Below are 19,911 nucleotides of genomic sequence, written 5' to 3' on the forward strand. Positions count from 1 at the left end.
GTGACAGGGCGTTGGCGTGAGTTGCGTCACGCCAACGCAGACCTTACCAGGCACCGTGATAGCCAAGCGTTCTCGCCGCGCACTGCGTACCCTGTTTCATGGCATCGATGAGCGGCAGCCCGGCGGCGACAGCGCACAGGAAACCGGCGATGTACGAATCTCCGGCTCCCATCGTATCCACCACCTCAACCTGCTCCGGCGGCATGCGCCAGAACCGCGCGCCATCCCACGCCAGACTGCCGTTCTCGCCGAGCGTGGCGATGGCGACGCCCGCGCCGCACTCCACCACCGTTTGCAGACGGTCACGCAGCCAGGGCGTCTCTTCATGCGCGGAGGCAAACGCATAATCCAGATGCTCCGGAAGCGTGCGCCACAGCGGGCTTTCCCATTTGTCGGCAAAATCAAATGACAGCGTCTTACCGGCGGCGTGAAGCGCCGGAAAAGCAGCGTCGGCATGGCCCCAGATGGCGGAGTGAATCATATCGAACCCTGTGAGCCAGCGCAGATCCTCATCGCTCACCGTAAAGCCCGCCATCACGCCTTCGGTGTAGTCGCCAAGAATGCGGTCATTGTTGCGAAGCTCCACCTGGGTCTGCGCCGTGACGCCCGGTCTGGTATGCAGGTGTGAGATATCGACACCGTGGCGCGCCAGATCCTGTTTTAGCATGTCGCCATAGTCGTCATCGCCGACCCAACTGACGCAGGCGGGCCGCATTCCGTAGCGGGTGCTGTACACCGCGACATTAACCGCGTTGCCGCCGGAGAACGCTTTGCCAAGCTGCGGGTAGATATCCACGCAGTTATCGCCGACCGTCGCCAGTGTTTTCATAGCGCCTCCTGTGGCAGCAGGTCGCGAAAGCGCGCCAGCGCCTGGCGAGCGTAAAGCCGCGGCTCATTCATATACATCGTCACCAGCTCGATAGTGCAATAGCCGTCGTAGCCGCGATCGATAATGTCGCGCATCAGCTCGCGCAGCGGCATTTTGCCTTCGCCGGGGATGTAGTGGCTGTCGCTCGCGCCGTCGCTGTCGACGATATGCAGATGGCGCAGCTTATCGCCGAGCTTGTCGAAGTAACTCATCACCGGCTCGCCCTGCACAAACGGCGCGCAGATATCAACCATGCTGTAGAGCCGCGGCGATGGCACCAGCGAGAGCGCCCGCAGCACGTCGTTCGCGTTGCACACGACGTTAGATTCATACGGCGTGAGCGGCTCCAGCAGCAGATCGATGCCGATCTCTTCGGCGAATTCGCACAGCTCGCGCAGGTTATCGGCGAGGCGCTGCCAGATGGCATCAGGCCCGGTGAGATAGCCCGCGTGGGCCGCGGAAATCAGCGTAAAGCCTGCGTCCATCTCTTTGGCCATTTCCATGGCGAGTTTGATCATGTCGAGGCTTTCGCGGCGCATCCGCTCGTCGCCCAGCATCATGTTATAGGGATAGCCGTTGGTTTCCGGCGTGTAGCCGATGATCGGCATCTGATAAACGCGGGAAAGCTCTTTCACCTTGTGAATGCCGCCTGCGTTGAGATCCGGCGCAAACGCGTGCGGCCTGCCGCCCCACAGCTCCAGCCCGTCATAACCCAGTTCGTGCGCGTCGCGAAAGGCGTGCTCCAGCGGCAACCGTTGATGCCCGCAGGTAAACATACCCGTTTTCATAACCCTTCTCCTTGCATCAATATCCGGCCCCCGCAGGGGCCGGGCGGGGATTAATATTCAACAATGCCGCCGTAGTAGCGACGGTCGTCCGGGTTGTGGTCTTTGTAGATGGAGAGGTAGTAGCAGAGCCACTCCATCGGCACGAACATCAGGAACGGCGCGAGCCACGGGTGCAGCCCCTGGGAAATCTCCGCGTAGTCGATGACGATGACGTTATCGGTACGCTCGCGTACAAAGCGGATCGCGCGCTCGGTAGTGTGGCGGCTCTCATCGTTGCCAAGCAGGAACAGGAACGGCACGCCCGGCTCGACAATCTCCAGCGGCCCGTGGCGGAATTCGCCGCTCTCGATCACCGAGCCATGCGTCCAGGTAAACTCCATCAGCGTCACGATCCCCTCTTTGTAGCCGAGCGGGCGCAGCGGGCCTGCGGAAACGGTGTAGATCATCGGCCACTGCGACGCCTGCTCGCCGAGCTGGCGGCCTTTGTCTTCCCAGGTGCGCACCAGATGGCCCAGCGCCTGCGGCAGCTTGCGCAAGTCATTTTTGATTTTGCCGATCTCCGCGTGCGGCGCCTGACGGGTGATCATCTCCAGCACCACGCTGTAGCAGAGCAGCAGATGAATTTCCCAGATGCAGTCGGCTTCATACGCCACCACATGTTCGGCGGCCTGCACGATCGGGCTGTCCGGGCGCTTGGTGAACGCGGCGGTCAGCGCGCCGCAGGCCGCACCCAGCGCCAGCGCCTTAATAACTTCTTCGGTTTTGCCGTAGTCGGAGACGCCAATCACCGCGCACTTCGCATCGAGGCGGTGCGGCGTGTTGTCGCAAAACTCCCAGCCGGAAAGCGCGTAAACCTGAAGGCTTGAGTAACGATCCGCCAGGTGCTTCGCCGTCTGCGCCGCGTTTAGCGGCGAGCCGCAGGCGACGAAATAGATGCGGTCAATACCGCGCTGGATCATCTCATCCACGATGGCGTGTACGCGCGGCACATCCTTTTCCAGAATTTTTTCTACCTCCTGAACCATATTTTCGGTAACCAGGAAATCCACGGTGCTTTTATCGATATTCAACATGAAACAACTCTCCAGACAGGGTTAAGAAACATGAGCCAGACGGCGGTTGCGCTTTTCCCAGAAGGCGTAAGCGGGCAGGCCGGTGGCGATAACAATCAGGGCGCAGATAAGGCCGGGAACCGGTGCCCACACGAAGGTGGAGGCGACCAGAATCAGGCTTGAGGCGATGGCGGCGAAGGTCATGAGGCCGAAGGCCGGGGTGCGCCACAGCGGTTGGTAATCCTCACGCTTGCGACACCAGATGATGGAGCCGAAGGTGAGCGTGTTTTTAAAGCACATCACCAGGGTGAAATAGCCGAGCAGGCTGGTGAGGTCTGACACGAAGATGAAGAAAATGCCCAGCGCGCACTGCAAAATGATGGAGACATCCGGCGTGTTGTATTTCGGGTGCACGTGGCCGAAGCATTTGAAGAACAGGTTATCTTTCGCCATCGCGTATTCCAGGCGCGGCTGGTACATCACGCAGCTGGAGAGCGAACCCAGAATAACGATCATGGCGGTAATGGCGACAAACACGCCCGCCACGCTGCCGAGCGCCGGAATGTAGGTCAGCGCGTCGGAAATCGGCGTTTCAGAGGCGGCGAGCTTGTCAAACGGCATCAGCCCGGAGATAACCAGCGCCAGCAGCGAGTAGAGCACCAGCACCAGCAGGCAGGAGCCAATCAACGCCCGCGGCATGGTTTTGCCGGGGTTTTTGATTTCGCCGGTCATGTAGCAGATGGACGCCATGCCGGTGTAGGACCAGCTGGTAGCCGAGATCCCCGCCAGCAGCGCCATAATGCCCGCCGTCGCGCTGGTGGTGGCATTGGCGGCAGGCGCTGTGAAGTTATCGCCCTTCAGCCAGAAGACGCCGATGCCAATCACTATCGCGAAAGGAATGATTTTGGCGATAGTAATCAGCGTCTGGAACGTCGCGCCGCCTTCCACCGAGCGCAGGTGCAGCAGCATAAACGCGAGGATAAGCGCCGTTGCGACGAGCTTGCCGGTAAGCGGATCGAGCGGCACCAGAAACCCGAAGTTACTGACAATGGCGAGCGCCATGATGGAGAGCGACGGCGCGTCGTTGGCCCAGAAGCTGGCCCAGCCGGAGAGAAACGCCAGCGGGCGGCTGCCGGCGTTTTTAAGATATACGTAATCAGCGCCGTTTTCGGGGTAAGCGGTAGAGAGCTCCGCGTAAACGCACATCTGCGGGATCACAATCAAACCACCAATGACAAACGCGAGCACCGTGAGCCACGGCGTGCCTGCCGCTTTCGCCACTTCACCAACCGAAACGAAAATACCGGAACCGACGGTCGTTCCGACGGAAATGGCCAGCACGGCCCAGAAGCCGAGCTTGCGTTGGAGTTCCTGGCCTTCCATATCGTTACCTTTTTAGTATTGAACAGGGTTGTAGGATTCAGAGCGCGTCGCCCGGATGAAGGCAGCAGGAGGCCGCACGACCCGTCAGATGGGGTCGCGGAATGCCGTCAGGCTGTTTTCATGATGAGATGACGCATAACGAATATAACAACACATAATGAATTGTGTTGGCGAGGCAGATCACAAAATCACCGCATGTTAGCGATATGTAATATATTTTAATGCTATGTCTTTGAAAGGTAAGGAAAGAAAGTTTCAGGCCAGCGGGGCTGGCCTGAGAGGGGTTATTTAGACGAGAACCAGTTGAGTTTATCGCGCAGCGCCACGACGCGGCCGACAATAATCAGGCTCGGGCTTTCCACGCGTTGCGCCAGCGCGCCAAGCTCGGTCAGCACACCGGCCACCACGCGCTGTTTGACGCTGGTGCCGTTTTCCACCAGCGCTACCGGCATCTGCGGATCCATGCCGTGTTCAATCAGTTTTTCCTGGATGGCGGCGGCCTGGTTTAACCCCATGTAGAACACCAGCGTCTGTTTTTCCGCGGCGAGATTATGCCAGTCAAACTCACCGCCGTTTTTCAGGTGTCCGGTGATAAGCCGCACGCTCTGGGCGTAATCGCGGTGGGTCAGCGGCAGCCCGGCGTAGGCTGAACAGCCCGACGCCGCGGTAATGCCCGGTACCACGGAGAAAGGAATGCCCGCCTCGCAGAGCGTTTCCAGCTCTTCGCCGCCGCGCCCGAAGATAAACGGATCGCCGCCTTTCAGGCGCACCACGCGTTTGCCGCGCTGGGCTTCGCGCAGCAGGATCTGGTTTATCTCCTCCTGCGGTACGCAGTGATAGCCCGCGCGTTTGCCCACGAACACGCGATCGGCGTCGCGGCGCACCAGATTCATAATCTCATCGGAGACCAGACGGTCGTAGACCACGATATCCGCCTGTTGGATCTGCTGAAGCCCTTTGAGCGTCAGCAGGCCCGGATCGCCAGGGCCCGCGCCCACCAATACGACTTCGCCGCGATCGTCAAGCGGTTCACTCAGCAGCGTTTCGGTAATACGGTTGACGGCCTGTTCATCGTCATTGGCCAGCGACTGCGCGAGGCGGTCGTTAACGAAAAACTTCTCCCAGAAGCGGCGGCGTTCGCTCATGGAGGCGAAGGTTTGCTTCACGCGGCGGCGCAACTGTCCGGCATATCCCGCGACTTTACCGAGGTGTTGAGGCAGCAGCGCTTCGAGCTTTTCGCGCAACAGGCGTGCAAGCACGGGTGACGTGCCGCCGGAAGAGATAGCTACCATCAGCGGCGAGCGGTCGATAATCGAGGGCATGATGAAGCTCGCCTGTTTTGGCGCATCCACCACGTTGCAGAAGATACGGCGCGCTTCGGCGGCCTCGCTGACCTGATTATTTACCGCGTCATCGTCCGTGGCGGCGATAGCCAGCCAGCAGTCGTCAAGCAGGATTGCGTTAAATTCGCCCTGCACCAGGCGCAGCATGCCCTGTTTTGCCCAGGCTTCAAACTGCGGCGCGAACGCGAGCGCGTTGACCGTAAGCGCAGCGCCTGCCTCCAGCAGCAGACGCGCCTTACGTTCTGCGACATCGCCGCCGCCGACCAGCAGGCAGGCGCGATGACGTAACTGACAAAATATCGGCAGGTGATCCACGGCGTATCCTTCTTCTCGGGCTTAATGAGCGGGTTGTGGGGCGGTGTGGGCGACAGGCTGCGGGCGCTTCGCTTTCAGGGAGCATATCAGTAACCCAAACCCGTGAACACGGCGTCAGAAGGCGTATTCGCGGGGATTACCCCAACAGGTTATGCGCGTTACCCCTGAATATGAAGGGCCTCTGGCCCAATACGCTACCAAAGCTCCCGAAATGTGAACGCTGGTAGCGTTTTCATAAGTAGCGCTTTTGGCTGACTTCCTTAAAACACCGTGGTGGATGCGCTGCGCTTATCCACCCTACGAACTGACGCTCTTACATGGCGCAGGTGGATGCGCTGCGCTTATCCACCCTACGGAACTGACGCTCTTACATGGCGCAGGTGGATGCGCTGCGCTTATCCACCCTACGAACTGACGTTCTTACATGGCGCAGGTGGATACACAGCGTGTATCCACCCTGTGATATTTACGCCTTAACCTGTACCTGACTGTCTTTCACGCGCGCCTCAAAGTGCGCGACAGAACGGCTTTCGTCTTCCATACACAGCCCATCACGCAGGCGGAAGCGTTGCTTTTTCAGCGGGCTTGCCACCCATAACTCGCCCTGATGTTCGGCGATGATGCCGCGTGACAACACGCTGGCCTCAAAGAACGGGTCGATATTGCTGATGGCATATACCTCGTCGTTCGCGCGCGGGCGGAAAATCGCCACCTGGTGTTCGCCGACCAGCGCGCAGACGCCGGTCGCCGGAATGATCTCATCGAGCGAACAAATCGTGTTCCACTGACTCATACGGTTTCCTCCACGAAGGTGACAGGGATGCGTTCATACGGCGTGGCCGGGCGGTGCTGCTGGCGCTCCGGCACCACCTGCACGTTAGGGTCACGGCGATCGCTGTTCACGAAATGTTTAAAGCGGCCCTGCGCCTGCGGATCGTTGACCGTTTCGGTCCACTCGCAAATCACCGCCTCGCGCAGACTCGTCATTTCGGCTTCGAGCTGGCTGTTCAGGCCCAGCTTGTCGTCAATGATGACGCTTTTCAGGTAGTCGATGCCGCCTTCCATGTTGTCCAGCCACGGCGCGGTACGGGTCAGTTTGTCCGCGGTGCGGATGTAGAACATCATGAAGCGGTCGAGATAGCGCACCAGCGTTTCTTTATCGAGATCCGCCGCCAGCAAATCCGCATGACGCGGTTTCATGCCGCCATTACCGCAGACATAGAGGTTCCAGCCTTTTTCGGTAGCGATAATGCCGACATCTTTGCCCTGCGCTTCGGCGCACTCACGCGTACAGCCGGAGACGCCGAATTTCATTTTGTGCGGCGTGCGGATACCTTTGTAGCGGTTTTCCAGCTCAACGCCGAAGCCCACGCTGTCGCCGACGCCATAACGACACCAGGTGCTGCCGACGCAGGTTTTCGCCATGCGCAGCGCTTTGGCGTAGGCGTGGCCGGTTTCGAAGCCCGCGGCAATTAGCTGACGCCAGATCTCCGGCAGGTCGTCTTTCTGCGCGCCGAACAGGCCGATACGCTGAGAGCCGGTGATTTTGGTGTAGAGGTTAAATTCGCGGGCGATACGGCCCACTTCCATCAGCCCTTCCGGCGTGATCTCGCCGCCAGCCGAGCGCGGGATCACCGAGTAGGTGCCGTCTTTCTGGATATTCGCCAGGAAGTTGTCGTTGGTGTCCTGAAGCGGCGTGTGCTGCGGCTTGAGAATGTATTCATTCCAGCAGGACGCCAGCAGCGAGCCGACGGTCGGCTTACAGACTTCGCAGCCGTAGCCTTTGCCATATTTCGCCAGCAGTTCCTCGAACGATTTAATGCCTTCAACGCGAATGAGGTGATACAGCTCCTGACGGGAGAACGCGAAGTGCTCGCACAGATTGTTGTTCACTTCGATGCCCTGTTTCGCCAGTTCAGCGTTCAGCACCTGAGTCACCAGCGGGATACAGCCGCCGCAGCCGGTACCGGCTTTGGTTTCAGCTTTCAGCGCCGCGACGGTATGACAACCTTTGTTGATAGCGGCGATCAGCGCCCCTTTGGTCACGTCGAAGCAAGAGCAAATCTGCGCGCTGTCCGGCAGTTTATCAACACCAATAGACGGCTTACCGCTGGCGGCGTGCGCCGGGAGGATCAGGGAATCCGGGTTTTCCGGCAGCTCGATGCCGTTCAGCACCAGTTGCAGCAGGTTGCCGTAGTCGCTGGTGTCGCCCACCAGCACCGCGCCGAGCAGCGTTTTGTTATCTTCACTGACGATAAGGCGTTTGTAGATCTCTTTGCTTTCGTCGAGGAACACATAGCTGCGTGATTTCGGCGTGCGGCCATGTGCGTCGCCGATGCCGCCGACGTCAACGCCCAGCAGTTTCAGCTTGGCGCTGAGATCCGCGCCTTCAAACTGATTGCCCGCGTTGCCGAGAATATGGTCAACCGCCACCTGCGCCATTTTGTAGCCCGGTGCGACGAGGCCATAGACGCGGCTGTTCCAGCTGGCGCACTCGCCAATAGCGTAGATATCCGGGTCGGAGGTCTGGCACTGGTCGTTAATCACGATGCCGCCACGCGGCGCGATGTCGAGGTCGCACTGTTTCGCCAGTTTGTCGCGCGGGCGGATACCGGTGGAGAAGACGATGAAGTCGACTTCCAGCTCGCTGCCGTCGGCAAAACGCATGGTTTTACGCGCTTCAGTGCCCTGCTGGACAATCTCCTGGGTGTTTTTGCTGGTGTGAACTCGCACGCCCATGCTTTCGATTTTACGGCGCAGCTGCTCGCCGCCCATCTGGTCAAGCTGTTCGGCCATCAGCATCGGCGCGAATTCAATCACGTGCGTTTCGACGCCCAGGTTTTTCAGCGCGCCCGCGGCTTCCAGACCGAGCAGACCGCCGCCAACCACCGCGCCGCGTTTGCTGCGACGCGCGCAGGCTTCAATCGCGTTCAGATCTTCGATGGTGCGGTAAACGAAGCAGTCCTGGGTGTCGGAGCCTTTAATCGGCGGGATCCACGGGTAGGAGCCGGTCGCCATGATCAGTTTGTCGTAGAAGACGGTGCGCCCGGCGCTGGAGTGGATCACTTTCTCCTGGCGGTTAATGGTGATGGCGCGCTCGCCCACCAGGACTTTCACACCGTGTTTGTCGTAGTAGCCTTCACGGACCAGCGACAGCTCTTCTGCGGTGTGATGGGAGAAATAAGAGGAGAGGTGCACGCGGTCATAGGCGATGCGCGGCTCCTCACAGAAGACGGTGATGTCGAACTGGCCTGGTTCGGCTTTATCGAGAAGGTCTTCGATAAAGCGGTGACCAACCATGCCGTTACCGATAATAGCGAGTCTGACTTTGCTCATTTTTGCCTCGATTTCTTTTCTATTACAGCCTACCTTAACGATTCAGCACCCTCGCTTATTGATGTAAATCAATTACATCTTTGTATACCCCTTAATGGTTATATTGTTGATTTTAGTGGTATTTCCTAAGTACAGGAATTAACAGAGGTTTCTCGGGTGTCGGTTTTTTGTGCCGCAATGGCGTAAATTTTCACCAGAAGTATTGATGGCGTGAAGGCGTTAAAGTGAGGCGGGAGAAGAGGGCAAACTGCAAAGCGTGAGGGAAACGAAAGAGGAAAAGCGTCCCTTCCCGGCAGGGAAGGGACAGATAAGACTTAGTGCGCCGCTTCTGCCTTCGCGTGCTGGCGATGGCGGGTAACAAAGCCCAGCGCGAAGCACATCACGAACACCACAGCGTAAAGGCCGTTGGCGGTAAACAGCGCCGCCTGCGGGCCGTGATTCGCCACAATCGGGCCAGTCACGATAAAGGTCAGCATGGTGCCGACGGTGCCGCAGGTCAGGATAAAGTTAACCAGTTTCGGCGAGGAGACTTTGGTCTGCTGCGAGCCGAGCGTAATGATGGTGGTGTAAATCGCGCTGGAGAAGAAGCCCAGTGCCAGAATGAACCACGCCATATGCTCCGGCTTGCTGGTGATGAAAAAGTACATCAGCACCGTGGCGAGACCTGCCAGCACGGTCAGAATGCGCTGCAAATCAAAGAAGCGCAGCACGAAGCTGAAGACCCACATGCCGACCATGTAAGACATCCAGAAGTTGCTCACCAGCGTGCCGGCGTCGTTCAGGTTCATGCCGAGGCCTTTAGTGGCGTATTCCGGCACCCAGCCGATAAAGCCGAGCTGGCCCAGAATGTAGCAAAGCGCCGCGATGGAGAGGAACAGCACGCCCACGCCCCATTTCTCTTTCACGACCGGCTGGTTTTCCTTCACGGCGTGTTTGCCGAGCACCGGGAAATCACAGCCGAACGTCAGGATGAAAATCGCGACATAAACCAGACCAATGCAGGCGTAGACCCAGTACCACTCGATGCTGCGCGCCAGCAGGAAGGCGGCGACCATCGGGAAGATCATCCCGGCCATGCTGAAGAAGGAGTCGGTAAACAGCAGGCGCGAGCCGCGCTGACGGCCTTCATACATATGGGTAATCAGAAACGTCCCGATCGACATCGTGATCCCGCTCACCAGGCCAAGCACAAACATCGCGGCGGAGAAGAGCGTCAGGCTCTGGCTGAACATCAGCGCCACCACGGCAAGCACCATTAACACGAAGCCAAAGCGCAGCTGGGTTTTCAGCGGCACGATTTCCATCAGCCAGGCGTTTAAAAAGATAGAGATCAAAATCCCGGCGTTCAGGAAAGTGAAGGTGTTACTCATGCTGGATACGGGCAGTTTGAAATATTCTGCGATATTTCCCATCACCATCCCGGTGACGATTACCAACGCGCCAGTAAGGGCGTAGGAAAAAAAGCTGATCCATGTGAGCTTAATACGATTGCTGTTAGTCATGACTGGCCTGTGAATAGAAGTGTAAAGCGCGTTGACGGCGCCGGGAACCCAGGCATTCTAGGTGGTATTGTGATCCAATAAAACATTCATTGATCACATGTCGTGTAAAACGACATGCTTTATATGACGGGGCTCACAGAATTTCACACATCAGATCCGATGAGCGCTTTTTCGCTGCGCGCTGGTTCGTAAATCCAGGTAAATCGCTGGCACGTCATGCAATCGCTATTTAGAATCGACCCACTCGCTTATTTCTGCTTCGTAAGGAATTCTTCATGCTCAAATCCACTCTGGCGGCTGTTGCGGCTGTATTTGCTCTCTCTGCCCTGTCTCCTGCTGCGCTGGCGGCAAAAGGCGACCCGCACGTTCTGCTGACGACCTCTGCGGGAAATATTGAGCTGGAGCTGAACAGCCAGAAAGCGCCGGCGACCGTGAAAAACTTCGTTGATTACGTCAACAGCGGTTTTTATAACAACACGATTTTCCATCGCGTGATCCCGGGCTTTATGGTGCAGGGCGGCGGCTTTACTGCGGATATGCAGCAGAAGCCGACCAACGCGCCGGTGAAAAACGAAGCGGATAACGGCCTGCCAAACGCGCGCGGCACCATCGCGATGGCGCGCACCGCAGAGAAAGACAGCGCCACCAGCCAGTTCTTTATCAACGTGGCGGATAACGCGTTTCTGAACCACGGCCAGCGCGATTTCGGCTACGCCGTTTTCGGTAAAGTCGTGAAGGGCATGGATGTGGCGGACAAAATCGCCCAGGTCCAGACCCACGACGTCGGCCCATACCAGAATGTGCCGTCCAAACCGGTCGTGATCCTCTCCGCGAAAGTCCTGCCGTAATCTTCCTCACGCGGGCTTTGCGGCCCGCGTTGCTTCTCCTTCCGGCAAACCCGCCTGTTGCTGCTTATACTTGTGGCACACGGGGTTACGCTCAGGGAGGCAAAATGCCAAAGAAACTCACCGACAAACAAAAGTCCCGTCTCTGGGACGCGCAAAAGAATCACAATTTTCAGGCCAGCAACCGGCTGGAAGGCATTGAGGTGCCTCTGGTGACTTTGTCCCGCGAAGAAGCGCTGGCGCGCATTGACGAGCTAAGGGGGCATTATGAGCGATAAATTCGGCGACGGGCGCGACCCTTATTTCTGGTCCGGCAGCGATGTGCTGCGCAACCGGCTGAACATTCATGCCGCGAAGGATCTGCAACATGCCGAGCGTGAACTGACCTCGCTGCGCGCGGCGACGCTGGAACTCGGCCCGGTACAGCGCGGGCTGCCGCACCTGTGCGCCATTCACCGCCAGCTTTTCCATGATATCTACGACTGGGCGGGCGAACTGCGTGAAGTGGACATCTATCAGGGTGAAACCCGCTTTGCGCATTTCGAATATCTGGAGACAGAGGGTAACGCGCTGATGCAGGCGCTGGAAGATGAGGACTATCTCATCGGTCTGGAGCCGGAGGCGTTTGTCGCGCGCCTCGCGCACTACTACTGCGAAATCAACGTGCTGCATCCGTTCCGTATCGGTACGGGCCGCGCCCAGCGTATCTTCTTCGAACAGCTGGCGCTGCATGCGGGCTACAGCCTCGACTGGCGCGGCGTGGAGGTTGAGGCGTGGCGCGCCGCCAACCAGGCGGGCGCGATGGGCGATCTGGCGCCGCTTGAGAAAATCTTCGCAAGCGTAGTGAGCGAAGCGCGGGAAAGCGAGTAAACTGGCGCGGTTCTTTTTTCCGGAGCCGCCATGTTACTGCTTATCGACAACTACGATTCTTTCACCTGGAACCTGTTTCAGTATTTCAGCGAGCTGGGCGCGGAGGTGGTGGTCAGGCGCAACGATGAACTGACGTGCGACGATATCGAGGCGCTCGCCCCGGCGCGCCTCGTGATCTCCCCCGGCCCCTGTACGCCGAATGAAGCCGGTATTTCACTGGCGGCGATCCGGCGTTTTGCCGGTCACCTGCCGATCCTCGGCGTTTGCCTCGGGCATCAGGCCATCGGACAGGCCTTCGGCGCGGCCGTTGTGCGCGCGGAAAAGGTCATGCACGGCAAGACCTCAGTGATTTCGCACACCAACAGCGGCGTGTTTGCGGGGCTCAACAACCCGCTGACCGTGACCCGCTATCACTCGCTGATTATCGACCGCGCCACGCTGCCCGCGGAGTTTGAGATAACCGCCTGGACGGACGCGGGCGAGATCATGGGCATTCGTCACCGCCACCTTGCACTTGAAGGCGTGCAGTTCCACCCGGAAAGCATTCTCAGCGAGCAGGGCCATCAGCTACTGGCGAACTTCCTTTCGCGCTGAATTTTTATTGCCTTTTAGTGATTTTTTATTCATATTTTGTGCTTATCTTTTCATGTGCGATGGCACATTTACTGGATGGGCATGAAATGGCAACTGAAAAAACAGCAATTACGCGCGCCACCTTTGATGACGTGATCCTGCCGATTTATGCACCGGCTGAATTTATCCCGGTGAAAGGCAAAGGCAGCCGCGTGTGGGATCAGCAGGGCAAAGAGTATGTCGATTTCGCGGGCGGGATCGCGGTAACCGCGCTCGGCCACTGCCACCCGCGGCTGGTAGAGGCGCTGAAAGCGCAGGGCGAAACGCTCTGGCATACCAGCAACGTCTTTACCAACGAGCCTGCGCTGCGCCTGGGCCAGAAGCTGGTGGACGCCACGTTCGCCGAACGCGTGGTGTTTATGAATTCCGGCACCGAAGCTAACGAAACCGCGTTCAAGCTCGCCCGCCACTACGCCATCACCCGCCACAGCCCGTACAAAACCAAAATCATCGCGTTTTATAACGCCTTTCACGGACGTTCGCTGTTTACCGTCTCCGTGGGCGGCCAGGCGAAATACTCCGACGGTTTCGGCCCGAAACCGGCTGATATCATTCATGTGCCGTTTAACGATCTCGATGCGGTAAAAGCGGTGATGGACGACCACACCTGCGCGGTCGTGGTCGAGCCGGTGCAGGGCGAGGGCGGTGTGACCGCCGCGACGCCGGCCTTCCTGCGCGGCCTGCGCGAGCTGTGTGATAAGCATCAGGCGCTGCTGGTGTTCGATGAAGTGCAGTGCGGCATGGGCCGCAGCGGCAAGCTGTTTGCTTATATGCATTACGGCGTGACGCCGAACATCCTGACCAGCGCCAAAGCGCTCGGCGGCGGCTTCCCGGTTAGCGCGATGCTCACCACTCATGATATCGCCTCGGCGTTTCACGTCGGCTCGCACGGCTCCACTTACGGCGGCAACCCGCTCGCCTGCGCGGTGGCGGGCGAAGCGTTTGATATCATCAACACTCCAGAGGTACTGGGCGGCGTAGCGCATAAACGCGAGCAGTTCGTACAGCATCTGGCGCAGATTGGCGAGCAGTACGGCTTATTCAGCGATATTCGCGGTATGGGCCTGTTGATCGGTGCCGAGCTGACGCCCGCCTTCCACGGACGCGCGCGCGATCTCCTCTACGCCGCGGCGGCGGAAGGGGTGATGGTGCTGAACGCCGGGCCGGACGTGCTGCGTCTTGCGCCGTCGTTGCTGGTGGAGCGCGCGGATATCGACGAAGGCATGGCCCGCTTTGCGCGCGCCGTCGCGCGCGTGGTCAACGGCTAATCATGGTGACTGGCTCAGGCGTCGTCTGAGCCAGATCCCGTGATGCGGGCGCTGACGCCACGCCACGGAAGAGATGGTATGCATGGTGCGCAGGTGATCGAGAATGCGCAGCAGATGATGTTCCATCACGCCCGGTGCCCCTTCCGGTAAGACATCTTCGCCCTCCAGGACCGCCTCGTTTTGCGTATCGCCCGGCGCGTCATGCTCAAGCCGCTGCTGGCAGCGCTGTAGCGCAATTTCACACGCCTGTAAGTAGCGCGCTGCGGTTTCTGGCGGCAGCGCGGTTTGCTCGCGCGCCATCGTCGTTATCGCGTTGATGTGCTCGACAATAAACTGGCTGTGCGTCACCCACAGGCGCATATCCTCCAGATAACGGCTATTAAAGCCGGGCTCCTGCATGGCCTGATTAAGCGAGTTATAAAGCGCGTTATGCGCCTGGTTGACCTGCATACGCTGCCACGCGAGCGGGCCGGGTTGCGGGTCGCCGCTCAGGATCAGGCGCAGCGCCTCCTGGTCTGCCTCCAGCGCGTCATGCGCATTCTGGCGCAGCAGGCCGCTTTGCCACTGGGGCCAGAGCCAGACCATGCCGCCGAACGCGATAAGACAGCCGGACAGGGTGTCTATCAGGCGCGCCACGATATACTGCTCGCCGTTGAGCGTCAGGATTTGCAGCGAATAAACCGCCGTGACGGTAAAGCCAATCATCGCCCAGCCGTAGTGCCGCCGGATTATCAGATAACTGATTAACGTCACCAGCAGCATACCGAGCAGGGTATAGCCCTGCGGCACTTTCAGGTGCAGCGTGATGCCCGCGATAATCAGCCCCGCCAGCGTGCCGCCCGCCCGGTGCAGGATACGCACGCGCGTCGCGCCATAGCCGTTTTGGGTGACGAACAGTACCGTCATCAGGATCCAGTACGGCTTCGGCAACTGGAACGCGCTCCCTAACAACCCCGCCGCCGCCAGCATCACGCCCAGACGCGCGGCGGTGCGCAGCGCGGCGGATTTCAGCGACAAATAGCTTTTCAGCGCCCGCAGCAGCGGCAGGCGGCGCTTACCGCTGTCCATCAGGTCACGGGCGTAGAGCGGGCGCTGGGTGCGCAGCACGCGTGCAATACGGCTAAAATGGTATTCGCAAAACTGGCCAACCGGGTTATCCGGGTGCTGGCGGGCGATTTTCGCCAGCGCCTCGATCTGCTTATCCATTGAGAAGCGGTGCGAATAGCGGTGGTAAAGAATATCGTCAGAGAGCGTGCGCAGGCGCGTGGCGACGGTCTGCGCCGTCCAGCGCAACACCGCTTCGGCGTGGCTGCGCTCCACCAGTTTTTGCACTTCGCCGGGCTGATGCAGCGACACCGAGATGTGCTCCTGGAGATCCAGCGCCACCTGAAACGTGCGCAGCAGGCGCTTGTAACCGTTCTGCTTAGTGGCGGAGAGCATCTGCAACTGCTGATAGCACTGGCTTATCTGATCCACCACTTTTTGCTGATGCACCAGCAGCGGCGGCAGCGCCTGTTCCGGCTCGGTGTGGCGCGTCAGCAGGCTGTATTTGGCTTCGCAGTAGTCGGCGAGGCTTTTATAAATCATGCTTAACGATTCACGCAGCGGCTGCTCGCGCCACAGCCAGAACCAGAAACCGTTAAACGCGCCATACCAGAGCGTGCCGAGCACATAGAGCAGCATAGGCTGCCAGATGGGCATATTGCCGGCGAGGCTTAACGTAAAGATCGCCGCGATGAGCGAGGCGGGCAACAGACGCGCATGCAGCGGGCTGATTTCCGCCGTCACGCCAAGCAGCAGCGCCAGCATCAGCAGAATGAGCGGCAGCGGCACAGACTGCAGCAGCAACAGCTGCACCGCCAGGCTGCTCAGCGCAAACAGCGATGCGCCGATGATCAAGCGTTTAAAAAAGCGTTTGTGCGGGGTATCGAGACCGGCAATGTTGCAGCAGGCGGGAACGAGTGAAAACAGTAACCCTTGTTGAAGATGGCCCAGCATCAACCCGACCGCCACCGGCAGGCTTAAGATGAGCGTTTGCCGTAAAGCGTAATTAATTTCAGGGTGATAGATAAGACGACGCCACATAGGGGAGAAGTATAGATACAAAAACGGCGTGTTACCGAAGCGACACGCCGTTTTTTGATTTTTTAGCGGGTTCCGTAAACCACGATGGTTTTCCCGTGGGCGGAGATCAGGTTTTGATCTTCGAGCATTTTCAGAATGCGGCCAACGGTTTCGCGGGAGCAGCCGACGATCTGGCCGATTTCCTGACGCGTGATTTTGATCTGCATCCCGTCAGGATGGGTCATCGCGTCCGGCTGTTTCGCCAGGTTCAGAAGGGTCTGCGCGATGCGGCCAGTCACGTCGAGGAAGGCGAGGTTGCCCACTTTCTCAGAGGTAACTTGCAGGCGGCGAGCCATCTGCGAGGAAAGACGCATCAGAATATCCGGGTTAACCTGGATCAGCTGACGGAATTTTTTGTAGGAGATTTCAGCCACTTCACAGGCAGTTTTAGCGCGAACCCAGGCGCTGCGCTCCTGACCTTCCTCGAACAAACCCAGTTCGCCGATGAAGTCACCCTGATTCAGGTACGAGAGGATCATCTCCTTGCCCTCTTCATCTTTGATCAGCACTGCCACTGAGCCTTTAACGATGTAATACAGCGTCTCCGCTTTTTCACCCTGGTGAATCAGCGTGCTCTTAGATGGATACTTATGAATGTGGCAATGTGACAAGAACCATTCAAGAGTCGGGTCTGTTTGCGGTTTGCCAAGCACCATGCGCGGTTATCCTCTGTTTTAAACTGGCTCCAAAGACAGGGCGCGTAACCCCTGTCTGGCTTTGCATTCATCATCTTCCCGAGTCCTGGGAAGTTGGCTGTCCGTGGACGTCGCAGCCGATAAATTATCTTCTCCTCTGCATACATGCGTAACATCAATGTATCGCCGCTGCATCCAGACTGTTTTAGCATAGCTTTTCTCAGGTGTCTCCTGTTGTCTCGTTTCAGCTTGACGCAGGTCGCCCTTCCATTGCCTCTGACGTCGCGCGCGCGTAATCTGTCAGAAAAATGAATAGCCTGGAGTGATTAACATGCATGCACGAGTGAAATGGGTGGAAGGGTTAACCTTCCTGGGCGAGTCCGCCTCCGGGCATCAGATCCTGATGGACGGCAACTCTGGCGACAAAGCGCCGAGCCCGATGGAAATGGTTTTGATGGCCGCAGGTGGCTGCAGCGCGATTGATGTTGTCTCTATTCTGCAAAAAGGCCGTCACGACGTGACCGACTGCGAAGTGAAGCTGACGTCAGAGCGTCGCGAAGAAGCGCCGCGTCTGTTTACGCATATCAATCTGCATTTTGTGGTGACAGGCAAAGCCCTGAAAGACGCGGCAGTGTCGCGCGCGGTGGATCTGTCGGCAGAGAAGTATTGCTCAGTGGCGCTGATGCTCGGTAAAGGGGTCAACATCACCCATTCGTATGAAGTGATTGAAGCGTCATGAGATGACGGACGGCCCGGCAGGCGCAGCGCCACCGGGCATCGCCGTCACGCTATCTGTTTTCCTTCCATCAGCCGCTGCACCAGCGGCAGCATAATAAGTTCCATCGCGAGCCCCATCTTCCCGCCCGGCACCACCAGCGTATTGATATGTGAGATAAACGAGCCCTGCAGCATCGCCAAAAGCCACGGATAATCGATGTTATCCAGATTGCGGAAGTGAATGACCACGAAGCTTTCATCAAGCGACGGAATGCCTTTCGCGGCGAACGGATTGGAGGTGTCCACCGTCGGCACGCGCTGGAAGTTAATATGGGTGCGTGAGAACTGCGGCGTGATGTAGTTAATGTAATCTTCCATCGAGCGCACCACGGAATCCATCACCGCCTCGCGCGAGTGGCCGCGCTCGCTGGTATCGCGGATGAGCTTCTGTATCCACTCCAGGTTGACGATAGGCACCACGCCTACGAGTAAATCGACATGCTTCGCCACGTCATGCTGCGGCGTCACCACGCCACCGTGCAGCCCTTCGTAAAACAGCACGTCTGTCGGCTCCGGCAGCGGCTGCCACGGCGTAAACGTGCCGGGCACCTGGTTCCACGGCACCGCTTCGTCATAGGTGTGCAGATATTTACGCGACTGTCCTTTGCCGGTCAGCCCGTACTCCACAAAGGTTTGCTCCAGCAGGCCGAAATCGTTCGCCTCCGGGCCGAAGTAACTGATATGGCGGCCAAGATCGCGCGCTTTACGAATAGCCATGTCCATTTCCGGGCGCGTGTAGCGGTGAAAGCTGTCGCCTTCCACTTCGGCGGCACGGAGATTCAGCTGGGCGAAAATTTTACGAAACGCGAGGCTGGTGGTGGTGGTTCCCGCGCCGCTGGAGCCTGTGACGGCGATAACCGGATGTTTGGCAGACATAGCGAGACAACTCCCTGAAGCGGCGGGGCAAGGCTCCGCCTGGCAACGTTAACCGCGAAACTGCGAACGCGGCATGATATTGACCGTTTCGTGCAGCTCAGACCACACCAGAACGGCTTCGCCACTTTGCAACTGACGCCGCACGTCGGCGACCTTTTGCTCAAGCGAGCGTTCATGTTCACCATAATCGGTGCCTTCGCGCAAGACGAAGGCTTCAATCAGGCGCTCCAGGGTGTCGGGCGCGATCTCTTGCCAGGGAATAATCATTTATCGGTCCAGATACGGGGTTAACCAGTCAGGAATGCGCTGTTCCAGCCACATTTTGGGCTGACGCAGCGTGCCGCCGACAAAGCCCACGTGACCGCCATGCTCTGTCAGTTGATATTCAATATTAGCAGGCAGCGTGGTGGTGTCGGGGATCACGTGATGATCCATAAACGGGTCGTCTTTGGCGTGGATAATCAGCGTCGGCCGGGTGATGCTGGCGAGACGCGGCATCGCGCTGCACTGGCGATAGTAATCGACGGCATCGCTAAAGCCGTGAATTTTCGACGTAATCAAATCATCGAAATCGCGGATGCGGCGCAGGCGCTTAAGCTGGGCGAGTTCAATCGGCAGCGTGCCGGGCCAGGCCTTCAGCTTGCGGGTGGCGTTGGCTTTCAGCAGGTTCAGCAGATAGAACTGATAAAAGCGTGAAAAGCCTTTTTCCATATGGTTGCAGCAGTGTTCGAGCATAAACGGCGCGGACACAATCACGCCTGCCGTCAGCGGGAAGCTGGCGTCAATCTCCGCCATCAGGCAGCCGAGCATATTGCCGCCGAGCGAATAGCCCACCGCCGCTGTCGGCACGGTGCCGTAGCGCTCATCCAGCCAGCGCAGGAAAAAGGTGCCGTCTTCGGTTTCGCCCGAATGATAGATGCGCCCCAGTTTGTTTGGCACGCCGCTACAGCCGCGAAAGTGCATCACCACGCCGAGCCAGCCACGCGCTTTCGCCGCATGGATAAGGCCGTGGGCGTAAGGACTGTGCAGGCTGCCTTCCAGACCGTGAAACACCACCAGACGCGGTTTATGACGCGCCTGGTCTGGGTTTTCGCTAAACGCCAGGTCAACAAAATCGCCGTCCGGCAGATCCAGACGCTGCCAGTGCGGCTCAAACTGCAAACGGCGGCGCAGCACGCGCGGCAGCATGGTTTGCAGATGTGGATTGCTGACTCCCGGCATTGGCTGAAAGTGTGAGGAATCGGTGTTCAGTGCAGGAAGTTCTGCGGGAGTAATGTCGGCCATAGCTGATGTCTT

The 19,911-nt window shown here is 58.6% G+C and carries 19 protein-coding genes; 6 read left to right on the forward strand and 13 right to left on the reverse strand.

Annotated elements, in window-relative coordinates; translation table 11 throughout:
* Positions 1-43: 43 nt before the first annotated feature.
* The 8 genes from frlD to tsgA form a co-directional block, all read right to left on the reverse strand.
* Positions 44-829, reverse strand: a complete 786-nt coding sequence (gene frlD / locus CSK29544_RS06205) for a fructoselysine 6-kinase (RefSeq protein WP_007899738.1) — start codon at positions 827-829, stop codon at positions 44-46.
* Positions 826-1,656 (reverse strand): fructoselysine 3-epimerase, encoded by an 831-nt coding sequence (frlC, locus tag CSK29544_RS06210; RefSeq protein WP_007871569.1) that lies wholly within the window; start codon positions 1,654-1,656, stop codon positions 826-828. Before frlC ends, frlD begins: the two co-directional genes overlap by 4 nt.
* A 50-nt stretch (positions 1,657-1,706) precedes the next feature.
* Positions 1,707-2,729, reverse strand: a complete 1,023-nt coding sequence (frlB, locus tag CSK29544_RS06215) for a fructoselysine 6-phosphate deglycase (protein ID WP_007899737.1) — start codon at positions 2,727-2,729, stop codon at positions 1,707-1,709.
* Positions 2,730-2,750: 21 nt separating this feature from the next.
* Positions 2,751-4,091 carry a fructoselysine/psicoselysine transporter FrlA gene (frlA, locus tag CSK29544_RS06220; protein WP_004386585.1) on the reverse strand — a complete coding sequence of 447 codons (1,341 nt, stop codon included), beginning with the start codon at positions 4,089-4,091 and terminating at the stop codon, positions 2,751-2,753.
* Between the two features lie 284 nt (positions 4,092-4,375).
* Entirely contained in the window at positions 4,376-5,749 is a 1,374-nt protein-coding gene (cysG, locus tag CSK29544_RS06225) for a siroheme synthase CysG (protein WP_007899736.1), read from the reverse strand.
* A gap of 466 nt (positions 5,750-6,215) precedes the next feature.
* Complete coding sequence (gene nirD, locus CSK29544_RS06230) at positions 6,216-6,542, reverse strand: nitrite reductase small subunit NirD (protein WP_007899734.1); 327 nt, start codon at positions 6,540-6,542, stop codon at positions 6,216-6,218.
* The gene (gene nirB / locus CSK29544_RS06235) at positions 6,539-9,085 is read right to left on the reverse strand and encodes a nitrite reductase large subunit NirB (protein ID WP_007899732.1); all 2,547 of its coding nucleotides are present in this window, start codon (positions 9,083-9,085) and stop codon (positions 6,539-6,541) included. The genes nirD and nirB overlap by 4 nt, the downstream gene beginning before the upstream one ends.
* A gap of 314 nt (positions 9,086-9,399) precedes the next feature.
* Positions 9,400-10,587 carry an MFS transporter TsgA gene (tsgA, locus tag CSK29544_RS06240; RefSeq protein WP_007871557.1) on the reverse strand — a complete coding sequence of 396 codons (1,188 nt, stop codon included), beginning with the start codon at positions 10,585-10,587 and terminating at the stop codon, positions 9,400-9,402.
* A 275-nt stretch (positions 10,588-10,862) separates the two neighbouring features.
* Here tsgA and ppiA point away from each other — a divergent pair, with 275 nt between their 5' ends.
* The 5 genes from ppiA to argD all read left to right on the forward strand — a co-directional run bounded on the left by ppiA (position 10,863) and on the right by argD (position 14,203).
* Positions 10,863-11,435, forward strand: coding sequence for a peptidylprolyl isomerase A (ppiA, locus tag CSK29544_RS06245; protein WP_004386589.1), 573 nt, complete (start codon positions 10,863-10,865; stop codon positions 11,433-11,435).
* A gap of 104 nt (positions 11,436-11,539) precedes the next feature.
* On the forward strand, positions 11,540-11,710 hold the full coding sequence (ficA, locus tag CSK29544_RS22505) for a FicA/YhfG family antitoxin (protein WP_007899722.1): 171 nt from the start codon (positions 11,540-11,542) through the stop codon (positions 11,708-11,710).
* Positions 11,700-12,302: a putative adenosine monophosphate-protein transferase Fic gene (locus CSK29544_RS06250; protein ID WP_007899721.1), complete on the forward strand. Its 603-nt coding sequence runs from the start codon at positions 11,700-11,702 to the stop codon at positions 12,300-12,302. Before ficA ends, CSK29544_RS06250 begins: the two co-directional genes overlap by 11 nt.
* 30 nt (positions 12,303-12,332) lie before the next feature.
* Positions 12,333-12,896, forward strand: coding sequence for an aminodeoxychorismate synthase component II (locus CSK29544_RS06255; protein ID WP_029039080.1), 564 nt, complete (start codon positions 12,333-12,335; stop codon positions 12,894-12,896).
* Between the two features lie 86 nt (positions 12,897-12,982).
* Positions 12,983-14,203: a bifunctional acetylornithine/succinyldiaminopimelate transaminase gene (gene argD / locus CSK29544_RS06260; RefSeq protein WP_029039079.1), complete on the forward strand. Its 1,221-nt coding sequence runs from the start codon at positions 12,983-12,985 to the stop codon at positions 14,201-14,203.
* Here the strand turns inward: argD and CSK29544_RS06265 are convergent, their stop codons facing one another.
* Both CSK29544_RS06265 and crp read right to left on the reverse strand, forming a co-directional pair.
* Entirely contained in the window at positions 14,204-16,288 is a 2,085-nt protein-coding gene (locus CSK29544_RS06265; protein ID WP_007899718.1) for a YccS/YhfK family putative transporter, read from the reverse strand.
* Between the two features lie 62 nt (positions 16,289-16,350).
* Entirely contained in the window at positions 16,351-16,983 is a 633-nt protein-coding gene (gene crp / locus CSK29544_RS06270; RefSeq protein ID WP_000242758.1) for a cAMP-activated global transcriptional regulator CRP, read from the reverse strand.
* A gap of 310 nt (positions 16,984-17,293) precedes the next feature.
* Here crp and CSK29544_RS06275 point away from each other — a divergent pair, with 310 nt between their 5' ends.
* A complete protein-coding gene (locus CSK29544_RS06275; RefSeq protein WP_004386596.1) occupies positions 17,294-17,701 on the forward strand; it encodes an OsmC family protein in 408 nt (135 codons plus the stop codon).
* Between the two features lie 44 nt (positions 17,702-17,745).
* Here the strand turns inward: CSK29544_RS06275 and CSK29544_RS06280 are convergent, their stop codons facing one another.
* Genes CSK29544_RS06280 through CSK29544_RS06290 form a run of 3 tightly spaced genes read right to left on the reverse strand, consistent with a single transcriptional unit; the run spans position 17,746 to position 19,899 of the window.
* On the reverse strand, positions 17,746-18,615 hold the full coding sequence (locus CSK29544_RS06280; protein WP_004386597.1) for a phosphoribulokinase: 870 nt from the start codon (positions 18,613-18,615) through the stop codon (positions 17,746-17,748).
* A gap of 48 nt (positions 18,616-18,663) precedes the next feature.
* Entirely contained in the window at positions 18,664-18,882 is a 219-nt protein-coding gene (locus CSK29544_RS06285; protein WP_004386598.1) for a YheU family protein, read from the reverse strand.
* Positions 18,883-19,899, reverse strand: coding sequence for a hydrolase (locus tag CSK29544_RS06290; RefSeq protein ID WP_004386599.1), 1,017 nt, complete (start codon positions 19,897-19,899; stop codon positions 18,883-18,885).
* Positions 19,900-19,911: the final 12 nt, after the last annotated feature.

The organism is Cronobacter sakazakii (genome assembly GCF_000982825.1).
GTDB classification, from domain to species: Bacteria; Pseudomonadota; Gammaproteobacteria; order Enterobacterales; family Enterobacteriaceae; genus Cronobacter; species Cronobacter sakazakii.